Here is a 20,861-nt window from a genome sequence, read left to right as displayed (position 1 = left end):
CGCGATCAGCATCTCGGCGCAACGGCATTGAGAAATGACTGGGTTTGGCCGAAAGGCGCCAGTCCGCTTCCGAGACGACTCGCCTGAAAAGCAGACACACCCTCCCGATCCAGGTCAGACGCACATCTTCGTCGCTTCGTTGGCGGGATAAAGACGCTCGTCATACCTACAGGGTTTAAACGTACCGGACTGAAGCCGGGACGACTCAAATTAGGCGGTCGAGGTGGTCACATTCGTGGCGCTGGACGACGCGGACAAATCCCGTGCACTGCTGGGGACCATAAACATTAGGCCGACGGCGAGGAATCAGCGACCATGATCGAGCTTCACACGTGGGACACGCCAAACGGACGCAAGATCAGCGTTGCCTTGGAGGAGATGGGTCTGCCCTATCGGGTGCGGACCGTCGACATCACCAACCGCCAGCAGTTCGATCCTTCATTTCTCGCGATCAGCCCCAACAACCGCATCCCCGCGATCGTCGACCCGGATGGGCCGGACGGCGCGCCAATCTCAGTGTTCGAGTCGGGTGCGATCTTGCTCTATCTCGGCGAGAAAACCGGACTGTTTTTGCCCGTCGACCGCCGGCAACGCGTGGCAGTGCTGGAATGGTTGATGTGGCAGATGGGCGGCTTCGGGCCGATGCCGGGGCAAGTCCATCACTTCCTCGGTGTGGCGGAGGCGGATCGCGCCTACGGGTTGGAGCGCTACCAGGCCGAGACGCGGCGGCTCTACGACGTGCTGAACCGGCGGTTGCAGGTGGTCGAGTTCGTGGCCGGCGCGCTGTCCGTTGCGGATTTCGCGATCGTGGGTTGGGCATGGCGGCACGAACGCCATCGGATAGACCTCGCCGACTACCCCCACGTCCGGCGCTGGTACGAAGCGCTGATGATCCGTCCGGGCGTCAAGCGCGGCTTCGAGATTGCTTTGCGATGACGGGTCGAAAACGAAGGTGGCGAGGCCTGTCATTCGCAGGCTTGGTCGAGCGGATCGGTCCATCCTAGGGTCATCGGCGTGCGAACGATCGCTACTGAACGGGTAGCTACTCTCTCGCCGTGGTCGAGACAGACTTTGGCGAGGAGTGTAAGAATCACGGTGCCAGTCAGCGATGGCCGCGGGCTGTCGATGGGAGAGCCGATGAGCGGGCAAGTGGACTACTACGTCTCGCTGAATTCACCCTGGACGCATCTAGGAGCCGCTCGACTGATGGAGGTGACCGCACGATACGGTGCAACGGTACGCGTTCATCCCATCGATGTCGGGTCGGTCTTCTCGGCATCGGGCGGCCTGCCGCTACCCAAGCGCTCGCCCCAGCGGCAAGCCTACCGCATTCAGGAACTCGCGCGCTGGCGCGACGCCTTGGCCATTCCGATCCACCTTGAGCCGAAGCATTTCCCGGCCAACGAGAAGACCGCCGCCCATTGCGTCCTTGCGGTGCGCGAGATGATCGGCGATCAGCCAGCCGTAGACTTGGCGCACCGTGTTCTGAAGGCGCTCTGGGAAGAGCAAGCCGATACGGGTGACAGAGATACGATCGGCCGGCTCATCAACGATGTCGGCTTGGATGGACCATCGATTTTAGAAGACGCGGATGACGAGCGTTGGGCGGTGCTACGCTCGCAGGAAACCAGAGTTGCTATCGACCGTGGGGTGTTCGGTGTGCCGACGTATGCTGTGGGCGAAGACATCTTCTGGGGCCAGGATCGGCTGGACTTCCTCGATCGCCGCCTTAGCACTACCTGGGCACTTTGAGGTCAGACGGCAGCCGGAAGCGGCGGCGACAGTGCGGGCATCGCACCGGTGGGATGAGGCCGACGAACAGGCGGCCGATGATGGCCTGCCGCACGGCGGGCAGGCTCGGAGACGGTGGCGGTCCCGGTAGGCCGGCCACCTTTTTTTCCCCCATCCGTCCGGTCGGGCCCAGCCAGGCGCAGGTGCTGCAGGTAGGCGCAGGCGATGCACGTCATCAGCGCGTGCCGGTGCAGGCCGGTCCAGGAGCGGCCCTCGAAGTGGTCGAGGCCCAGTTCCTCCTTGAGCTGCTGGTGGCCCTCCTCGCACACCCAGCGCGCCTTGATTGTGCCGGCCAGGGCGCGCCGGGTCGTGCGGGGCGGCAGGTTCGAGAGGTAGTACTTGCGCTCGCCCGAGGCGCGCCACTCGCCCACCAACCAGACCTCGGCGCCCAGCAGATGGCGGTTGTTGCCCCAGATCGGACCGTCGCCCACCCGCACGCGGGTCATGGCAAACCGGGCCGCGAGCGCGCCCTTCGTGCCCTGCCGCCACGTCACGCGCCGCCACGGCAGCGCAGCGAGAACCGCCTCGGCCTCCTGCGGCTCCTGATCCGGCACAGCTCTGCGCGCCCTCCCGCCCGGCTCCACCAGCCGCACGTCGGGATCGTAGACCTTCTGGTTCTTGGCGATCCCCACCGCCCAGGTCAGCCCGCGCGCGTCGAGGCCATGCCGAAACACGGCGCTACAGCCGTAGCCGGCATCGGCCAGTACCACACCAAAGCGGACGCCTTCGGCCTGCAGGCGGTCGAGTTCGGCAAGCGCGATCTCGCCCTTGCTCTGCGGCACAACCGCCGCCTTGGGCACACCTGCCCGCTCACAACGCTTCGGGTTGGCGACCCACTCCTCCGGCAGGAACAGGTGCAGGCAAACCGGCACGGGCACCTCGCCTCGCGCCAGGGTGAGGGAGACGAGCGACTGGCAGTTGGCCTTCTTGCCGAGGTGCCCGCAGTACTAGCGCGCCACGCCCACCGAGCGCTTGCCCTTCTTCGGCAGCGCCGTATCGTCGATCACCAGGCAGGCGTCGGATCCGCCGACCAGCCGGTCCGCGGTACGGGTGAGTTCCGCCCAGAGCGGGCCGTCGTCCCAGGCCGGGCTGGCGATGAAGTGCTGCAGTTGGTCGTGACCCGGCAGCCCGAGACGGGCGGCCATCGGCTGCAGGCTCTTGCGATCCCCGGGGCCGAGCAGGCCGCGCAGGTACAGCGGCGCTCAAGTCCCCCGCGTCTTGCGACCCATCGCAGCCAGAAACGGGGCCAGCCACGCATCGAGATCCTGCCCCGACGGTCTCTCGCCCATGTACATCTCCCGCAGTGCCACCGCAGGATCAAAACGCCCACCGCCCCTCAAAGTGCCCGGTTAGTGCTAGAAACACCACAGCACGCATATAAATTGACAATTTTTGACGTAAACTACTATACGTTAATGAGATTAATCAAAACTTTATTAGGCCCTCGAAAGCGATCGTAGCGGGATTTGCTAACCGTCCCGGGACAGAAAGCCGCCATAGGGTACGCTCAACCCGCATATGACGGATTGGGATGGCGACCAAAGTACCCAATGTAACTTGATCACGAATGGTAGCAACAGATGTAATTGCGACTCCGACGCCACTTGCGACGAGTTGTTTGATTGCCTCAGTACTCCCAACATGAAGTCGGCGAACGGGATTAACCCCGTTCGCCTTTAGGGCCTCTGCAACCACCTCACGCGACCCCGATCCCGGCTCTCTAAAAATGAAAGTCTCACTCTCAAGCCGGACGGGGTCGATCGGTTCATCATCGTGCACGAAAGCGTGGTCTGCCGAGGTGATCAGCACCATCTCATCCGTAATCCAAGCCTCGCTGACGATACCCGCTACATCGACGGGCCCCTCGACGAGCGCGACATCGATTTTATGCTTCATCAACAGACCTGCAATTGAACGGGTGTTTTCGCTCGTGATACTAAGATCGATTCCGGAATATGTACGATGAAAGGCGCCAAGATATTTCGGAAGCATATAAGTCGCAATCGTTGTACTGGCACCAATACGCAGATAACCACTGCCTAATCCACGTAATGACCGTAACTCATCTTCAGCGGACCGTTCCATCGCGAACAGGGTCTTCGCATGCCTAAACAGCGCGTCACCCTCGCGAGTGAGCCGGACGCCGCGCGGACCCCGGTCGAGTAGCCGGCAGCCCACTTGAAGCTCGAAGTCGCGCACGCCTCTTGAGATGGCGGGTTGACTGACATTCAGCTCATCGGCCGCACGGGAGAAACTGCCTGTCTGAGCCACGGCGAAGAAAAATCGCAGAAGGTGGAGGTTGAGAGCCATAACTCGAAGTTATACCCTTAAAAGAGAATTATATTTGCGCCGATCTGCCGGAATGGGGAAGGTTCCAACTACGAATCAAATTACAAAAAGAAAAATAATGCACAGCCGGAGCCCCACCCGAGCGGGTGGGATGCGCGAGCTTGCAGATCGAACGAGTTCAGTGGTCGCTGCAAGCATAGGCCTTGAGCGTCCATGGAGCCGCGTTTCAGGGAGTGAACGCCATGCATCTTGCCACTGACTCCCCCATCGGATTGGGGATCGAACTGACCACCTCCGACCGGGCCGCCGCGGCGGCCACCTCCGACATCGCTGGTCGGCTCGAACGGCTGCCGATGTCGGGCTACCAGCGCAAGATCTTCGCGATCATCGCTTCAGCTTGGCTCGTCGACCAGGTCGACGTCGCACTTCTCACCTTCCTACTAGGTTCGATCGTCGTCGCCTTCGGGCTAACACCAACCGAGGCCGGCCAACTCGCCGCCATGACCTTCGCCGGGCAGCTCGTTGGCAACGTGATCGCCGGAACTGCCTCCGACCGCTTCGGGCGCAAGACAGTGTTCCAAGTGACGATGCTGGTCTGGGGTTTCGCCAGCCTCGCTGCGGCGGCGGCTTGGAGCCTTACAGCCTTGATGGTCTGCCGGTTTCTGATCGGTGTCGGCGTCGGCGGCGAGGCACCGGTGGCCCAGGCGATGGTTTCGGAAATCGTGCCCGCCAATGTGCGCGGCAAGTATATCGCCTTCATGGAGGGCTTCTGGGCGATCGGCTATGTGCTGTCGGGGGCGATCAGCTTCTTCGTGCTGCCCTATCTCGGCTGGCGTTGGGCTTTCGCCATCGTGGGTCTCCTCTCGATGGTTGTGCTCGTGGTTCGTCGCTCTATGCCGGAGTCACCGCGTTGGCTCGCCGATAACGGGCGCCATGCCGAAGCGGACGCGGTGATGTCGATGATGGAGCGCGAGGTCGAGCGCTCGACGGGTCAACCCCTCCCGCCGGTCGCCCCGTCCATTGCCGCTGCGGCTTCTGCGCCTGTGCCGCACCAGAACCCGATCGCGACGCTGTTCTCGCCCGAGTACCGGCTGCGGACGGTGATGGCCTTCGGGATGTGGTTCTTCGCGTTGATCGGCTTCTTCGGTCTGAACTCTTGGATCGCGGTGCTGCTCAAGGAACGCGGCTTCTCAATCGTCGGTTCGGTGGGCTTCGTTACCCTGATCACGGTCGGGGGAATCCCCGGTTTCTTCACCGCGGCACTGATGCTTGAGAAGGTCGGTCGCAAGGCCACGACGGCGGCGTTCCTGATCTGCGCGGCGGTGGCAGCCTACGTCTACGGAAACGCCGTCGACCAGACTTGGCTGTTCGTCACCGGCTTCGTGATGCAGTTCTTCATGTTCGGTATGTGGAGCTGTCTCTATGCCTACACGCCGGAGCTGTATCCGACCCGGGCACGGGCAACAGGTGCGGGCTTCGCCTCCGCGTTCGGGCGGATCGGCGCCATCCTCGGGCCGATGATCGTGCCGGTGCTGGTGCGCGATTACGGCCCGGCCACCGCCTTTCAAGTCGGTGCAGGGGGTTTTCTGATCGCCGCCATCCTGGTCCTCACCCTCGGCGTCGAAACCCGCGGCAAAGTGCTCGAAGCCGTCTCCCACTGACGTCCAATCAATCCTGCGCGCTCGAATGCAGCGCGCGGACCCCGCTTTCCTATTGTGGAGTCAAGAACAATGCCCGTCGTCGACATGCGTAGCCGTCCGACCTTCCTGCACGCCTTCTTCGGCGCCGATCCGCAGTCGCCGTCCTACGGGGTGGTGCGCTGGTTAAACAAGCGGGTCGGTACCCACGACCATGAGATCGACCACTTCACCCGCGGCATGAGCGTCGACGGCTTCAAAGCAGAGATGGACGACGCCGGGATCGATGTAGCGATCATGGTCGCCCGCTCGGTGCCGGGGGTACGGGTCTCCAACGATGCGCTGGCCGAGGTCGCCCGGCACGATCCGAGGCGTTTGATCGGCATAGCCTCGGTCGATCCAATCGAACTCGGCCGCGCCGCCAGTGTCGCTGAGGCTCGGCGCGCGGTGACGGAGCTCGGCTTCAAAGCAATCAACCTCGATGCCGGCTTCTACGCAGAGGGCATGCGCGCCGACGACGAACGTCTGATGCCACTCTACGAGCTGTGCCAGGAGCTAAAGGTCCCTGCCTTCGTGATGTCGGGCCCGACCACGCCGGATCTGCGACTGAACGATCCGCTCGCTGTCGATCGCGTCGCCAAGACATTCCCAAAGCTGCCACTGGTCTGCTGCCACGGGTTCTATCCGAACGTCGCCGACATGGTCACCGTCGCGTTCCGCAATGAGAACGTCTATGTCTCGCCAGATATGTATACCTTTGCGGCGGGCGGGCAGCTCTACATCGAGGCGGCCAACGGCCCGATGAGGGACCAGTTCCTTTTCGGCTCATCCTTCCCGTTCCGGCCGATGCGTCAGGGCGTCGAGGATTTCCGCATGCTCGGCCTGTCGGAGGCAGCGCTCGACGCTGCGCTTTGGCGCAACGCCGACCGGCTCCTCGGGCTCGGACTCGACGGATAAGGCGGAACTGATGTTCCGACCCTGACTCGACCTCATCGTCCTAGGCAGCTTTGCCGCACTCCAACACGGAGCGTCGGAATCGAGGCTCGTCCGGCGGTTCGTACGGTGACGTCAACAAGATCGTGGGATGCGAAGAAAATGCTGAGACGCGATGTTCTGTTCGGTGCAGGCGCCATCGCCTTCGCCGGTCGCTCCGCCATGGCCGACGAGGTTGCGCTGCCGTTCGGCAATGGCGAGCGGCCGCTCGTGGCCTATCCGGGCAAGCGCCCGCTCCTGCAAATGACCGCCCGCCCGCCGCAACTGGAGACGCCGTTCGCGGTGTTCGACGAGGGCGCCATCACGCCCAATGACGCCTTCTTCGTCCGCTACCACCTCGCCGACATCCCCACCGCGATCGACCCGCAGGCGTTCCGCGTCGCGGTCACCGGCCATGTCGCGCGGCCCCTCGACCTATCGTTGGCCGACATCAAGGCCCTACCGGGGGCAATCGAAATCGCCGCGGTCAACCAGTGCTCGGGCAATTCCCGCGGCTTCTTCGAGCCGCGCATGGCCGGCGGCCAGCTCGCCAACGGCGCCATGGGCTGCGCCCGCTGGACCGGCGTGCCGCTCAGGAGCGTCCTCGACAGGGCGGGCGTGAAGGCCGGGGCCGTGCAGGTCTCATTCGGGGGCCTCGACGGGCCGGTCCTGCCGGAGACGCCCGACTTCACCAAGGCGCTCCCCCTCGATCAGGCGAATGACGGCGAGGTCCTGCTGGCCTGGGGCATGAACGGGCAGGACCTGCCCTGGCTCAACGGCTTCCCCCTGCGCCTCGTGGTGCCGGGCTATTACGGCACCTACTGGGTCAAGCACCTCAACGCCGTCACGGTGCTCGACAAGCCCTTCGAGGGCTTCTGGATGAAGACCGCCTACCGCATCCCCGACAATGCCTGCGCCTGCACCGAACCCGGCAAGGCGCCGGACAAGACCGTGCCGATCGGCCGGTTCAACGTCCGCTCCTTCGTGACCAACCTCGCCGACGGCGCGCAGGTGAAGGCTGGCCGCGTGCCGCTGCGCGGCATCGCGTTCGACGGCGGATCGGGCATCAAGGCGGTGGAGATCTCCACCGACGACGGCAGAACTTGGAGCCCTGCCCGGCTCGGCCAGGATCTCGGCCGCTACGCCTTCCGCGCCTGGACCGCCGAGGCCGATCTGGCGCCGGGCCCGCATGCCCTGCGCGTCCGGGCGACCGGCAACGACGGCGGCACGCAGCCGATGGAGCCGCGCTGGAACCCGGCCGGCTACATGCGCAACGTCGTCGAGACCACCCGCGTGCGGGCGGCCTGAGGGAGATCGACATGCCCCGCTTCACCGCGTTGCCCGCCCTCTGCCTCGCGCTTGCCGGGACGGCCGCGCTCGCCGCCCCCGAGAACTACGCGCTGCCGGAGCCGACCGCGCAGTTCAAGGCCCCCCCGGATGCCGGCCACGCGGCCGGATTCCAGGCGGCGCAGGAGAATTGCCAGACCTGCCATTCCGCCGACTACGTCGCCATGCAGCCGCCCGGGAAGGGGCCGGCGTTCTGGGACGCGGAGGTCGCCAAGATGGTCAAGGTCTACCGCGCCCCGATCGCGGCGCAGCAGGCCGCGGCCATCGCGGCCTATCTCGGCGCGACCTACTGAAGGGCCGGGGCCGGCAGGGAGCAGTCATGACAGCCAGGACCGTCGACCGCCTCGCTGCGGGACCCGCCGACCGCGCTCGCGGATCCGTCTGGGCCGGGGCGGTCGGCAGCCTGCTGCCGGGGCTCGTGCTGTGTTGCCTCATCACGGGGGCGGCGCAGGCGCTGCAGGCCGGCGAGGAGAGCCTGACCGGCCATCCCTATGTCGAGGCGCTGGTGCTCGCCATCCTGCTGGGGACGGCCGTGCGCACCGCCTGGGTGCCGGGGACGCGGTTCAAGGCCGGGATCGCCTTCTCGGCCAAGCAGGTGCTGGAGGTGGCCGTCACCCTGCTCGGCGCCTCGGTGAGCCTCGGGGCGATCGTCGCCTCGGGGCCGGCGCTGCTGGCGGGTATCGTCGGGGCGGTGGCGCTGACCATCCTGGCGAGCTGCGCCCTCTGCCGCGCGCTGGGCCTGCCGGTGCGCATGGCGCTGCTAATCGCCTGCGGCAACGCCATCTGCGGCAACTCGGCCATCGCGGCTGTGGCGCCGGTGATCGGGGCCGACAGCCGGGACGTGGCGGCGGCCATCGCGTTCACCGCGGTGCTGGGCGTGCTGATGGTGCTGGGCCTGCCGCTGTTCGTGCCGCTGGCCGGCTTCAGCGAGCACCAGTACGGGGTGCTGGCGGGGATGACGGTCTACGCAGTGCCGCAGGTTCTGGCCGCCACCGTGCCGGTGAGCGCGCTGGCCACGCAGGTCGGCACGCTGGTCAAGCTCGTGCGGGTGCTGATGCTCGGCCCGGTGGTGGTGGCACTGTCGCTGTTCGCCCCGCGCCTGCCGACGGCCGGGGCGACAGGCAAGGCCGCGCCGGGCCGGCTCGGCTTCTTCAAGCTGGTGCCGTGGTTCATCCTGGGCTTCCTGGCGCTCGCCTCGCTGCGCTCGCTGGGGCTGATCCCGGACGGCGCGGTCGGGCCGCTGGCCCGGATCGCGGGCTTCCTGACGATCGTGTCGATGGCCGCGCTGGGTCTTGGCGTCGATGTGCGCGTGCTGGCGCAGGTCGGCGGCCGGGTGACGCTGGCGGTCACCGCTTCGCTGCTCGTGCTCCTGGCCATCGCGGTCCTGCTCATCCGAGGTCTCGGGATCGGCTGAGCGCGGCCGAGATCGCAGTCACTGGGGCCGTCGTAAAATCTACAAGCACCCCAAGCTGATTCTCCTTTCTGCGACGTCTGCTTCTAAGGCGGCGTGGCATTCGGCTCAATTACTCGAATGGGCGCCAAGCCGAATGTCCGGTTCTGAGCACGATGGCGATCAGCTGTGACGTAGTCTGGCCGTGAGCGGAATTGCCGCTTCGGAGAAGGTCGGTAGTGAAAGCAGACCTGCTCACCTCGAACCGCGCCGCCGGCCTAGGAAAGGGAGTCTCCTCTGCTGATCGGCCCCCACAGGGTGATCCAAGGGTGAAGTTAGTGCACGGTAGGCTGGAGTTGACCCTGTTTGTGGTCCACGGCCTATGCAAGTTCTCGGGCTGTGACAGCTTGGTTGGCGAAGGCTCGGGGCGTCAAGCCGCCCAGGGCCGTATGGGGTCGATCTTCGTTGTAGTGGCACCTCCAGTCCTCGATGCGCTCGCGGGCATCGGCCAGCGACAGGAACCACGAAGCGTTCAAGCACTCTGCCCGTAGGCGGCCGTTGAACGACTCGATGTAGGCGTTGTCGGTCGGCTTGCCCGGTCGTGAGAAGTCGATCTCGACCCCGTTCAGGTACGCCCACTGGTCGAGCATGCGCCCGGCAAACTCCGGTCCATTGTCGACCCGCAGGTTCTTGGGCCGCCCCCGCAGGCGGACCAAGGCGTCCAGGGCCTCGGTCACCTGGAAGGCGCGGAAGTTGGCTCTCGGTGTAAGCGAGAGCGCCTCTCGCGTATGGCAATCAACGACCGTCAGGATCCGGAACGGACGTCCGTCGAACAGGCGGTCGGACATGAAGTCCATGGCCCAGACCTCGTTTGGACCTCCGATCGCCGGCCACCCTTGCCGGTAGCGCCAGGCCCGTTTGCGCTTGGGCAGCTTGGGCCGGATCGACAGTCCCTCGTCCCGGTAGATCCGGTAGGTTCGCTTGTGGTTCACCTCCCAGCCTTCCCGCCGCAACAGGATATGCAGCCGTCGGTAGCCGTAGCGCACCCGTGCGGCAGCGAGCTCCTTCAGCCGTATCCGCAGTGCCACCTGCGGGTCGGAGCGCTTCCTGTAACGCTGGGACGATCGGCCGAAACCGGTGGCCTGGCAGGCCCGACGCTCGCTGATGCCGTAGGCCACCTGCAGGTGACCGGCGACCTCGCGGCGAGCGGCGGGCCTCACCACTTTCGCTTGAGCACATCCTGCAGCATGGAGCGGTCCAGCGTCAGGTCGGCCACCAGTCGTTTGAGCTTGCTGTTCTCGTCCTCCAGCTGCTTCAACCGCCGGATCTCCGGCACGCCCATGCCGACGAACTGCTTCTTCCAGCGGTAAAATGTCGGCTCAGACACTCCCATCTTCCGGCAGACCTCGTCCACCGTCGCGCCGTTCTCCGCCTGTTGCAGGGCGAAGGCGATCTGCTCGTTCGTGAAGCGTTTGCGGGGCATGGCATCCACCCTCCTTAGGGTTCAGGATGCCCGAAAAACTTGCGCTCAGCGCGGACCAGTTTGCTGGGTCAGGGTCAAGGCCCGCCCCCAAGCAACGACTTCAATTGAGACGAACCCCGTCTATGAAGAAGGCACGCAACAGCGCTGGTGGAATGCGAACGCGAGATGACCTGAGGCGTTGGTCTCCCATGGATAGGAAAATGTCCAAGCCAGTTCTGATGAGTGATCGATGACCCAAAAGAGCACAGATAATGGACGTCCCACCGTGGTCGTGACCGGCGCTAGCGCCGGCGTGGGACGGGCGATCGCTCATGAGTTTGCTCGGCACCGCTGGAACGTTTCCGTCTTGGCACGCGGGGAGGCCGGGCTGAAAGGTACGGTCCGGGACATCGAGCGGGCTGGCGGCCGAGCGCAAGCTCACCAGGTCGATGTCGCGGACGCCGATGCCGTCATGCGGGCGGCCGACGAGACCGTAAAGGAGTTCGGCGGCATCGACGTTTGGATCAACGTCGCCATGGTGACGATCTACGCCCCCGTGCAGCAGACCTCGCCGGACGAGTACAAACGCGCGACCGAGGTGACCTATCTTGGACAGGTCCACGGCACGCTCGCCGCTCTCAAGCACATGCAGAGCCGCGATGCCGGCACCATCGTCTGCATCGGCTCGGCCCTGGCGTACCGCTCGATTCCTCTGCAATCGAGTTACTGCGCGGCCAAGGCGGCCGTGCGCGGCTTCCTCGACAGCCTGCGCAGCGAGCTGCTGCATGACGGCAGCCGCGTGAGGTTGACGATGGTGCAGCTCCCGGCGGTGAACACGCCACAATTCGACTGGGCGCGCACGCGTATGCCGCGGCGTTTGGAGCCGGTGCCGCCGATCTACCAGCCCGAGGCGATCGCACGCCACGTCTACAGCGCCGCGCACACTGCGCCTCGCGAGCTCTGGATCGGCTTCCCGACCTGGAAGGCGATCATCGGCAACATGATCATCCCCGGATGGATCGACGGATATCTCGCGCGACACGGTTATCGCGGCGAGATGACCAGCCAGGCGGCGCTCGAAGGGCGGCCGGACAACCTGTACGATCCGGTCGATACCGATCCCGGTGCGCACGGCCGCTTCGACGATCGATCGCTCACCACGGTGCCGGCCACCGACCCTCGCTGGCTGAAGCTCGGCATCGCTACCGCGCTCGGGGTGGCGTTCCTCGGCGCCCTATCGATCGCGAGAACCTCGGAGACGCACCGCCGGCTTCGATAGATTGATTGGATGGTACCTGGACCGGCTACATCATCCGCATGCGCAGGTTGAGCAGCACGACGAGGGTGCCACCCACCATCAGGCAGACGATCAGCGTGGAGAACAAGATCAGCTGCAGGTCGTCGCGGTGTGATCGCCGCAAGTCGATGTGCAGGAAACACCGGAAGTGCACGACCGCCTGGATCAACGCCAGGCCGAAGACGATCGTGAGGGCGGTCGCTCCCGTCGCCCAACCCCACATCACGACGGCGAACGCAGCCCCGGTCAACAGCAGCGCCAGGACGTAGCCGACGCCGTAGGTGACCAAATCGCTGCGCTTGGAATGGCGTTCGTCATCTCCCGTGCAAGCTCCGGCTCCATGTTCCGGCTCCCGCTTGGCTGCGCCGGTCGACGCTCTCGCGACGCCGAACAGAGCCGCTGCGGCGATGGCCTTGAGCAGAATGACACCCTTGTACTGGCCCCGTGTCGTCATCCGAGCTTACCCTGCAGGTAGACGACCGAAAAGATCGCGATCCAGATGATGTCGAGGAAGTGCCAGAACAGGCCGAGCTTGAGCAGGTCGAGTTTGACCCGTGCGTCCGTCCCGTAGACCGCGATCTGAGCGAGCATCACCACGATCCAAATGCAACCCGCTGTGACGTGGAGTCCGTGCGTGGGGACGAGCGCGAAGAACGCCGAGAGGAAGCCGCTGCGATCCGGCGTGGCGCCGTCGCGGAACATCGTCGCGAAGTCGCTGACCTCGAAGCCGAGGAAGGTCAGGCCTAGGACCAGGGTGACACACAGCCAGACGATGAGGCCGGCTCGCGTCCGATCGTACTTCATCGCGATCGCCGAGAGCCCGAAGGTCAAGCTGCTCGTCAGGAGGATCAACGTCTCGACGAACGCGCTGCCGAGCTTGAACTCCGCCTGCGGTCCGGGTGCGCCAGCGGTCGCGGCGAGCTGCGTGCCGTACATCGCAAACAGCAGCGCGAACAACACGGCGTCGCTCATCAGGAAGATCCAGAACCCATAAAGACCGAGTTCGGCCTCCCCGGGTTCGAGTTCGTCCGAGCTGCGAAGGTTCAGCCCGATGTGCTTCAGCTGCGGACCGCTCACGCCGTCACCTCCGGCGGGAAGGGTTCCGCGAGGCCGAGATTGGCCGAGCTCTCCTCGAGCTGACGCGGCACTGGTCGCGTCCTGGCTGCCAGGGCGAGCCAACGACGCTCGCTCGCTTCGACCTCAGCCGCAGGGATCGTACGGTGGGTGTCGCGCACGAAACTGCGCGCGATCACCGCGAACCAGACGGCTGCGAACCCGAGGCTCGTCATCCACCAGATGTGCCAGACCAAGCCGAAGGCGCAGACCGCCCCAGCGACACCGACGATCGGCCCGATCCAGCTGTTCTTTGGGATCTCGATATCGTCGTAGGCGTCGGCGAGCTTGTACGCGTCTCCGCGCGCCTTGTGCCAGTAGAAGGCATCGAGGTGGTAGACCCGAGGAATGGTGGCGAAATTGTACTCCGGCGGTGGCGCGGGGATCGACCATTCGAGACCGCGCGCGTCCCACGGGTCGCCAACGGGCACGCGGTTGTGTTCGCGGTCACGCACGCTGACCCAGAGCTGCACGAACAGCGTCGCCAGAGCGGCGAGCAGGATGAAAGCGCCGATCACGGCGACCAGAAGCCATGGCCGGTAGTCCGGGTCGAAGAGGGCCTGGGAGCGCCGCGCCATGCCGCCGAGCCCGAGCACGTAGAGCGGCATGAAGGCGAGATAGAAGCCCACCACCCAACACACGAACGAGACCTTGCCCCAACCTTCCGAGAGCCGGAACCCGAACGCCTTCGGAAACCAGTACTGGTATCCGGCGATCATCCCGTAGAGCAGGCCGGGGATCAGCACGTTGTGGAAGTGGGCCACGAGGAACACGGTGTTGTGCACGACGAAATCGATCGGCGGTATTGCGAGCATCACGCCGGTTATGCCGCCGAGCACGAAGGTCATGATGAAGGCGACGGAAAACAGCATCGGTGGCGTGAAGCGGAGCTCGCCACGAAACATCGTCCAGATCCAGTCGTAGACCTTGACCCCGGTCGGTACGGCGATCGTCATGGTCGCGACCCCGAAGAAGGCGTTGACGTTGGCGCTCTGGCCCATGGTGAAGAAATGGTGCAGCCATACCGTGAACGACAGTACGCCGATGGCCATCGTGGCGATGACGAGCGACTTGTAGCCGTAGAGCTCCTTGGATGAGAACGCAGAAATTACCTCGGAATAGACCCCGAACGCGGGTAGGATGAGGATGTAGACCTCCGGATGGCCGAACAACCAGAAGAGGTTGACGTAGTTCATCATGTTGCCGCCGAGATCGTTCGTGAAGAAGTGGAAACCGAGATAACGATCGAGGGCGAGAAGGGCGGTCGCGAGCGTCAGCGGCGGCATCGCGAAGATCATCAGGATCGAGGTGCAGAGCGCGGTCCAGCAGAACAGCGGCATGCGCGTGAGATGCATTCCCGGGCACCGCTTCTTGTAGATCGTCGCGGCGAAGTTCAGCCCCGAGAAGGTCGTGCCGAGGGAGGACAGGGTGATCGCCCAGATCCAGTAGTCCGGGCCGACGCCGGGTTGGAACGCGGTCTCCGTGTAAGGGGGGTACCCGGACCAACCCCCGGTGGAGAACTCCCCGACCGCCAAGGAGATCATCACGAGACCGGCGCCCCCGGCCGTCAGCATCAGGCTGATCGAGTTGAGCAGCGGGAAGGCGACATCCCGAGCCCCGATTTGCAGCGGTACGACATAGTTGATCAGACCGGTCAGGAACGGCATCGCCATGAAGAAGATCATGATGGTGCCGTGCGTGCTGAACAGCTGGGCGAAATGCTCGGGCGCGACGATGCCGGGCGCGTTGACGGCGAGCGATTGCTGGGTGCGCATCAGCACCGCCTCGATCAGCGCGCGGCTGAGCATGACCCCGGCGATCACGATGTACATGATGCCGATTTTCTTGTGATCGAGGCTGGTCAGCCAATCGAGGAGCAGCGGTCGCCACCACCGCTTCCAAGTCAGCAGCGTCACGAGCGCGACGGCGCCGATCACCACCATCGCACCGGCGGCGGCACCGATGATCTCGCTGAGGTTCGGGTTCTCCCAGGCGCGGACGAAAGGAAAGGCCTTCGCATCGAGCCGGCCGAAGAGGGCGTACTGGATCGCGGCGTCGGTCATCGGTGTTCCGGTCCATGGGCGGCGTGCATGCCGGGGTCATTCAAGGAGACGATCGACCGGAACAGGTTCGGGGCGACTGAGCCGAACTGGCTCGGCACATCCTGGACCGAGCGCGCCGACAGGGTCTGGAAGGCGGCCATGTCGAGAGTCTTACCGCTCGCCCTGGCCTGGGCGAGCCACGCTCGATAATCGTCGTTCGTTGCGGACACGACGGGGAATTTCTGGTTCTGAAATCCCATGCCGTTGAACTGCATGTTCTCGCCGCGGTATGTGCCGGGCGCGTCTGCAGCCAGGTTCTGCTGCGTGGTCATGCCGGCCATCGCGTAGATCTGACCGGCGAGTTGCGGGATGAAGAACGACTGCATCACGGTGGCGCTGGTCAGGCTGAGGTGGACCGGGCGTCCGGCGGGAATGACGAGCTTGTTGACGCTTGCCACGCCATCATCGGGGTAGATAAACAGCCACTTCCAATCGAGGGCGACCACCTGCACCTCGACCGGTGGATACGACGAGGCGAGCGGTCTGTACGGGTCGAGCCGGTGCGTGTCCCGCCATAGGAACACGGCGAGGACCACCACGATGATCACCGGCGGGATCCAGATCAGCCCTTCGAGCGGCCAGTTGAAGCCCCATTGCGGGCGGTAGGCACTCTTCGTGTTGGACAGGCGGTAGTGCCAAGCGAAGATCGGGGTCAGCACCAAAACCGGCCCGACGACGAAGATCAGGATCATGCAGACGGTCAGGAACAGGCTGCGCGTCTGATCGGCGACCGGGCCGGCCGCGCCGAGCATCCCGTGATCGAGGACGCCGCAACCGCCGAGCGGCAACACCGCGGTCACGGTGAAAGACGATGCGAGGCGAAGGAGCGCCCGGGCCCGGCGACCTCCTCCGACGGGGCACAGCTTAGCGATGGTCGCCTCAGACATCGCGATGGTGTCCGCCCCGGGCCATCGCTTTGATGCGGTCGGCGGTACGCAGGGCGATCGCCTGGATCGTCAGCGACGGGTTGACCCCTCCGGTGGTCGGGAACACCGAGCCGTCGCAGACCCAGAGGTTGGGGATGTCCCAGGACCGGCAATCCCCGTTTACCACGGATGTTCGCCGGTCGCTGCCCATCCGTGCCGTCCCGTAGAGATGGTTGGTGTCGTCGCCCTGTTCCCAGATGTTGCGCCCGCCGGCCGCCGCGAGCGCATGACCCATGAAGTTCAGCCCGTGGCGGTTCATGGCCCGGTCGTTGTCGCACCAGGAATAGGTGATGCGCGGGATCGGCAGCCCGTACTGGTCGGTCTCGTCGGTCAGGGTCACCCGGTTGCGTTCCTGCGCGAGGTATTCCGAGACGATCTTGAGCCCGGCGACGTGGTTGTAGCGCTGCATTTCGGAGACGAGCGCCTCGCCCCACAGGCCGTGGGCTCCGGCCTGGGTACTGCCCCACTGGGTCGGTAGCGGCCCCTGGCTCATGTAGCAGTAGCCGCCGTGGAAATCCTTGCCCCGGTCCTCGTAGTTCCAGTGCTCGGTCACCGCGAGCGAGGGCGGACCCTTGTAGCTGCGGATCTCCTCCTCGAAATCACCCCACACCGCCTGATTGCCCTGGACCATCAGGTTCTTGCCGACCAGTCCCGAGGAGTTGGCGAGGCCGTCCGGGAACTCGCGGTTGGCCGACATCAGCAGCAGGCGCGGCGTCTCGATGGCGTAGCCCGCCACCACCACGTTCTTCGCCCGCTGGAACCGCCAGCGGCCCTCGCGGAAGTAGTGCACGCCGGTGGCGCGTCCGTTCTTCGTCTCGATGCGCCCGACCATGGCGAGGTCACGGATCTCGGCGCCCGCGGCGAGGGCGCGCGGCAGGTAGGTCACGAGCACGCTCTGTTTGGCGTTCGTGGAGCAGCCGACGACACAGAAGCCGCGGTAGACGCACGGCGGGCTATCGCCGCGCGGGGCCGAGACCGTGGCCAGCGGCGTCGGCGTCCAGTCGATGCCCATCGCCTCGGCGCCGCGGGCGAGCACCTTGGCCGCTGCGTTCAACTCGTGCGCCCGATAGCGGTAGCGCGGGCGCTTCGGCCCCCAGGGATAGGTGACGGGGCCCGAGATCTTCAGGTCGTCCTCGACCTGATCGTAGTACGACCACATCTCGCGCCAATCGAGCGGCCAGTCCGCGCCGTAACCGAGCAGCGTACGCGACTTGAACCATTCCGGCCGGAAGCGCAGCGCGACCATGGCGTAGTGGACCGTCGAGCCGCCCACCGCCTTGCCGGAATTGTTCGAGCCCATCTGCAATGGGTTGTCGCCGTCGACGATGCGCTCGTCCGTCCAGTAGAGTTTCGACTGATGGCGCTCGTCCGAGGCGAAGTCCTCCAGCGGGCGCCAGTACGGCCCCGCATCCATCGCCACGACGGAGAAGCCGTGCTCGGCCAAGCGCGCGGCCAGCGTCCCGCCGCCCGCGCCTGTGCCGACGATGACGAAGTCGACCTCCTCCGCGTCGGCGTGCTGGCGCATCGGTACCCATTCACCCATCCGCATCACGTTGGGCGCACGGCCGTCACGGGCGCGGGGGGCGTGCATCGGGTCGTCGCCCGGCGTGGCGCTACGCGGGTTGTCGGCGGCGTTGCCGGTTCCGGAAAGTCGCATGATCTGACCCGTCCTCAGCGACCGATGCGCCGGTTCTCGATGAAGGCTTCGGCCTCACGTCCGGACTCGGCCTCGGCGGCTTCCCACGGATCGCGGCGGTCGAAATCCATACGGACGTAGCCGCGCGGGCTCGCGGGACCGCCGAAGCCAATCTCGCTCCAGGCGGTGGGGTGGGCGTAGTAGGCCTTGACCGCATCGGCCAGGACGCGCTCGGAGAAGAACTTGGCCGGCGGCATGTCCCCCCAGGCCAGGTGCGCCAGCTTGCCGGCCTCGGCGGCCTTGAGCAGTTCGTCGCGCGCCCAGGCGCCGAGTTCGTGGAAGCCGGCGCCGTAGGCGGCGCGTGCCTCAGCGTCGAGGGCCGCGAGGCCCCGTCTCCAGGCCTCGCCCTGGTCCGGAAGATCTGCATGACGATAGCCGTCGTGCTCGCCGGTGGCGAGCTTGTGGTCGATCAGCGCCGCCACCGGGATCGGATCGGCGCGATCCGCGGGCTGCGGCACGACGCGGTCGCAGACGGCCTTCAGCGTCGTCCACTCCGCATCGTCGAGGAAGCGATGTGTCTCGGGGCCGATGCCGAGACGCTCCGCGAGCACGTCCCGCGTCTTGGCGTTCCAGGAGGGGCCGTCGCGCTTGTCCAGCACGTCGTAGCCCGGGTAGAGATCGCGTCTCGGGTGCAATGTCTTCGATCCTGAGCGTGGGTTGCACTGATTGCGCCGTTCAGCGTCGCCGATGTTCCAGCAGTTCCAGGGCGGCGAGGCCCCCGAGCGCGAGGCCGGAGAACGAGGGCGGTGCTGGCAGGGGCGGCCCGTCGATCATGTTCTGGCGCCAGTTGCCCCAACCGCCCATCATCCGCTGGACGCCGTAGGCGTGGAAGGCGACGCCGAGCACACCCATCGCGGAGACCGCCCACATCCCCGCCTTCGCCGCTCCGTGCGGCCGGCCGGGCTCCGCCACGGCAGCGCCCGCTAGGATCGCGGCGGCGAGCGGCGGCAGGGTCACGGGCACGAACATCGCCGGATTCTGGAAAGCGCCGCGGAAGTGGAGCAAGCCGGCTTCCAACGTCGTGCCGACGAGCATCCCGGCGGTCGCCAACGCGAGAGTACGGCCGGCCGGCGCGCCAGCGAGTTCGGGCGCGTCCGGATCGGCGTCGCGCACCCGTTCGGCTGCGACGCCGAGGATACCGGCGAGCGTCAACGCCATGGGGGCACCGATCGGCGCGCCGTAAAACAGGTTCTGCCAGGAGTAGCCGCCCTCGCGCTTGCCAACGTTCCAGGCGTGGAAGCCGAACCCGACGAGGCCGGTGACGCCGGCCATCGCCTGCACGGCATGGCGCACGTGAGAGCGTCCCGGATCGGTGTCGCCGGCCCCGTGCAGGGACGAGGCCAGCGTCACGGTCGAGGCGATGATCGGCGTGTACATCGCCCTGTTGAAGAACTGCCCGCGGTAATGCTCCAGGCCGGAGTCGAATAGCACGGAGGCCGCGAGCATCGAGGAGGCGTGGTTCAGGCGCTGCGCCGCGCTCGCGGTGACCTCCGTCCCACGCTCGCGGTAGCGGCGCTCACCTTCCGTCCGGACCTGACGCCCCCCGTGCGGTGGCGGGCCGATGCGTTTCGAACGACCCGCCGCGAACCAGGTCAGCACACCGGCTCCGACCGCGACGAGGGCCAGCGCCACGACCGGATGGACCTCCGCCTCAAACCGCACGGGCGCCGTCCGCGGCCTCACGCCGGGAAGCCTGCCCTCACGGGCGTCGTTTGGTCCCGCCTCAGACGGCATAGGCTTTTGCATCCTGGTGCTTGAACGTCAGTCCGTTGCCCGGCCGCGAGAGATCCGGGGCGATGAAACCGTCACGTGCCACGGGCGCGCCATCGAACAGCATCCGCTCGATGCGGACGTGATCATGGAACCATTCGAGGTGGCGGAAACGGGGAACCGCGACCGCGACGGGCAGGTGGAGTGCTGGGGCGCAGTGGCCGGACAGGTCGACGTGCGCCGCCGCGCACAGCGCGGCGATGGCGCGAAAACCGGTATAGCCGCCGCAGCGGGTCACATCCGCCTGCGCCACATCGACCGCGCCGGCCGCGAGTAGGCCACGCATATCATCCGGTGTGTAGACGTATTCCCCGGCCGCGATCTCCATGCCGACCGGTACATGCGAACGGACCATCGCGAGGCCGGCGGGATCGTCGCTCGTCACCGGCTCCTCGAACCACGCCACGTCGAACGCCGCGGCGGCTTGCGCGAACGCGCAGGCCCGTTTCGGGGTGAAGGCGCCGTTAGCGTCGATGAACAGCGCGGCCTCACCGATGGCATGCTTCGCAACCGCCATTCGGGCGGGATCGCGCTCCGGCTCGCTACCGATTTTCATCTTGACCGCCCGACAGCCTTCCCGCTCGACCCAGCCCGCGAGCTGCGCGCTCAGTTGCCGGTCGTCGTACGAGGTGAAACCGCCGCTGCCGTAGATCTCGGCCGTGTCGCGGGCGAGACCGAACAGCCGCGCCAGAGGCAGGTCGAGGAGGCGTGCCTTCAGGTCCCACAAGGCCGCGTCGAGGGCTGAGATGGCGCTGGCGGCGAGACCGCTCCGACCGAGGTTGCGCACAGCACCCCACAGGGCCGCATTGAGCCGAGGGATGTCGAAGACATCACCTCCCTCCAGTACCGACGCCAGCGTCTCGCCGATCAGGGCGGCGACGCTCGCGTCGGTGTAGCTGTAGCCGAGGCCAATCTGACCGGCGGCCTCGACATGGACGACGACGATCGTCGTCTTCTCCCACACGAAGGTGCCGTCGGCTTCCGGCGCGTCGGTAGGGACGGTGAAGGAGCGTGCCCGCACCGCCGTGATGGTCGCTTGGTTTGCCATGGGCTTTGCGGAAGGGGCAGT

General features: G+C 65.9%; 18 protein-coding genes and 1 pseudogene. 8 read left to right on the top strand and 11 right to left on the bottom strand.

Translation table 11 applies throughout. The features are described from left to right. Positions 1 to 315 precede the first annotated feature (315 nt). On the top strand, positions 316 to 936 hold the full coding sequence (locus AAHG09_RS26610) for a glutathione S-transferase N-terminal domain-containing protein (RefSeq protein ID WP_342110513.1): 621 nt from the start codon (positions 316 to 318) through the stop codon (positions 934 to 936). A gap of 201 nt (positions 937 to 1,137) precedes the next feature. Beyond that, the gene (locus AAHG09_RS26605; protein ID WP_342110512.1) at positions 1,138 to 1,752 is read left to right on the top strand and encodes a 2-hydroxychromene-2-carboxylate isomerase; all 615 of its coding nucleotides are present in this window, start codon (positions 1,138 to 1,140) and stop codon (positions 1,750 to 1,752) included. A 2-nt stretch (positions 1,753 to 1,754) separates the two neighbouring features. On the opposite strand, the pseudogene AAHG09_RS26600 reads toward AAHG09_RS26605, so the two are convergent. Together AAHG09_RS26600 and AAHG09_RS26595 are read right to left on the bottom strand one after the other, a co-directional pair. Beyond that, a pseudogene (locus tag AAHG09_RS26600) lies at positions 1,755 to 3,080 on the bottom strand (IS701 family transposase). Positions 3,081 to 3,216: 136 nt separating this feature from the next. After that, a complete protein-coding gene (locus tag AAHG09_RS26595; RefSeq protein WP_342110511.1) occupies positions 3,217 to 4,101 on the bottom strand; it encodes a LysR substrate-binding domain-containing protein in 885 nt (294 codons plus the stop codon). 221 nt (positions 4,102 to 4,322) lie between these two features. Between AAHG09_RS26595 and AAHG09_RS26590 the strand changes: the two genes are divergently transcribed. From AAHG09_RS26590 to AAHG09_RS26570, 5 genes are all read left to right on the top strand, one after another. Next, positions 4,323 to 5,741 (top strand): MFS transporter, encoded by a 1,419-nt coding sequence (locus AAHG09_RS26590; protein WP_342110510.1) that lies wholly within the window; start codon positions 4,323 to 4,325, stop codon positions 5,739 to 5,741. A gap of 69 nt (positions 5,742 to 5,810) precedes the next feature. Then, on the top strand, positions 5,811 to 6,674 hold the full coding sequence (locus tag AAHG09_RS26585; RefSeq protein ID WP_342110509.1) for an amidohydrolase family protein: 864 nt from the start codon (positions 5,811 to 5,813) through the stop codon (positions 6,672 to 6,674). A gap of 138 nt (positions 6,675 to 6,812) precedes the next feature. Beyond that, positions 6,813 to 7,997, top strand: coding sequence for a SorA family sulfite dehydrogenase catalytic subunit (sorA, locus tag AAHG09_RS26580; protein ID WP_342110508.1), 1,185 nt, complete (start codon positions 6,813 to 6,815; stop codon positions 7,995 to 7,997). Between the two features lie 11 nt (positions 7,998 to 8,008). Beyond that, on the top strand, positions 8,009 to 8,329 hold the full coding sequence (gene sorB, locus AAHG09_RS26575) for a SorB family sulfite dehydrogenase c-type cytochrome subunit (protein ID WP_342110507.1): 321 nt from the start codon (positions 8,009 to 8,011) through the stop codon (positions 8,327 to 8,329). A gap of 26 nt (positions 8,330 to 8,355) precedes the next feature. Next, positions 8,356 to 9,450 carry a YeiH family protein gene (locus tag AAHG09_RS26570; RefSeq protein ID WP_342110506.1) on the top strand — a complete coding sequence of 365 codons (1,095 nt, stop codon included), beginning with the start codon at positions 8,356 to 8,358 and terminating at the stop codon, positions 9,448 to 9,450. Between the two features lie 356 nt (positions 9,451 to 9,806). Here AAHG09_RS26570 and AAHG09_RS26565 read toward each other — a convergent pair. Next, positions 9,807 to 10,909 (bottom strand): IS3 family transposase gene (locus tag AAHG09_RS26565; RefSeq protein ID WP_342110505.1). Its coding sequence is split into 2 segments (ribosomal slippage): positions 9,807 to 10,648 and positions 10,648 to 10,909, totalling 1,104 coding nucleotides; the frame shifts between segments, so codons are not numbered across the junction. A 229-nt stretch (positions 10,910 to 11,138) separates the two neighbouring features. Here AAHG09_RS26565 and AAHG09_RS26560 point away from each other — a divergent pair. Beyond that, positions 11,139 to 12,167 carry an SDR family oxidoreductase gene (locus AAHG09_RS26560; RefSeq protein ID WP_342110504.1) on the top strand — a complete coding sequence of 343 codons (1,029 nt, stop codon included), beginning with the start codon at positions 11,139 to 11,141 and terminating at the stop codon, positions 12,165 to 12,167. A gap of 25 nt (positions 12,168 to 12,192) precedes the next feature. On the opposite strand, the gene AAHG09_RS26555 is transcribed toward AAHG09_RS26560, so the two are convergent. The 8 genes from AAHG09_RS26555 to AAHG09_RS26520 form a co-directional block, all read right to left on the bottom strand. After that, on the bottom strand, positions 12,193 to 12,639 hold the full coding sequence (locus AAHG09_RS26555) for a cytochrome o ubiquinol oxidase subunit IV (RefSeq protein WP_342110503.1): 447 nt from the start codon (positions 12,637 to 12,639) through the stop codon (positions 12,193 to 12,195). Further along, complete coding sequence (locus AAHG09_RS26550) at positions 12,636 to 13,262, bottom strand: cytochrome c oxidase subunit 3 (RefSeq protein ID WP_342110502.1); 627 nt, start codon at positions 13,260 to 13,262, stop codon at positions 12,636 to 12,638. The genes AAHG09_RS26555 and AAHG09_RS26550 overlap by 4 nt, the downstream gene beginning before the upstream one ends. Then, a complete protein-coding gene (locus AAHG09_RS26545) occupies positions 13,259 to 15,361 on the bottom strand; it encodes a cbb3-type cytochrome c oxidase subunit I (RefSeq protein WP_342110501.1) in 2,103 nt (700 codons plus the stop codon). The genes AAHG09_RS26550 and AAHG09_RS26545 overlap by 4 nt, the downstream gene beginning before the upstream one ends. After that, complete coding sequence (locus tag AAHG09_RS26540; RefSeq protein WP_342110500.1) at positions 15,358 to 16,200, bottom strand: COX aromatic rich motif-containing protein; 843 nt, start codon at positions 16,198 to 16,200, stop codon at positions 15,358 to 15,360. The genes AAHG09_RS26545 and AAHG09_RS26540 overlap by 4 nt, the downstream gene beginning before the upstream one ends. 79 nt (positions 16,201 to 16,279) lie before the next feature. Beyond that, positions 16,280 to 17,983 (bottom strand): GMC family oxidoreductase, encoded by a 1,704-nt coding sequence (locus AAHG09_RS26535; protein WP_342110499.1) that lies wholly within the window; start codon positions 17,981 to 17,983, stop codon positions 16,280 to 16,282. A gap of 14 nt (positions 17,984 to 17,997) precedes the next feature. Further along, the gene (locus tag AAHG09_RS26530; RefSeq protein WP_342110498.1) at positions 17,998 to 18,657 is read right to left on the bottom strand and encodes a gluconate 2-dehydrogenase subunit 3 family protein; all 660 of its coding nucleotides are present in this window, start codon (positions 18,655 to 18,657) and stop codon (positions 17,998 to 18,000) included. Between the two features lie 40 nt (positions 18,658 to 18,697). Further along, positions 18,698 to 19,684, bottom strand: coding sequence for a hypothetical protein (locus AAHG09_RS26525; RefSeq protein ID WP_342110497.1), 987 nt, complete (start codon positions 19,682 to 19,684; stop codon positions 18,698 to 18,700). A 61-nt stretch (positions 19,685 to 19,745) separates the two neighbouring features. Beyond that, complete coding sequence (locus AAHG09_RS26520) at positions 19,746 to 20,840, bottom strand: enolase C-terminal domain-like protein (protein WP_342110496.1); 1,095 nt, start codon at positions 20,838 to 20,840, stop codon at positions 19,746 to 19,748. Positions 20,841 to 20,861 lie beyond the last annotated feature (21 nt).

The organism is Methylobacterium guangdongense (assembly GCF_038442355.1).
Taxonomy (GTDB): Bacteria; Pseudomonadota; Alphaproteobacteria; order Rhizobiales; family Beijerinckiaceae; genus Methylobacterium; species Methylobacterium guangdongense.
The sequence above is the reverse complement of the archived record's forward strand: the minus strand, read 5'-3'. Positions and strand labels throughout refer to the sequence as shown.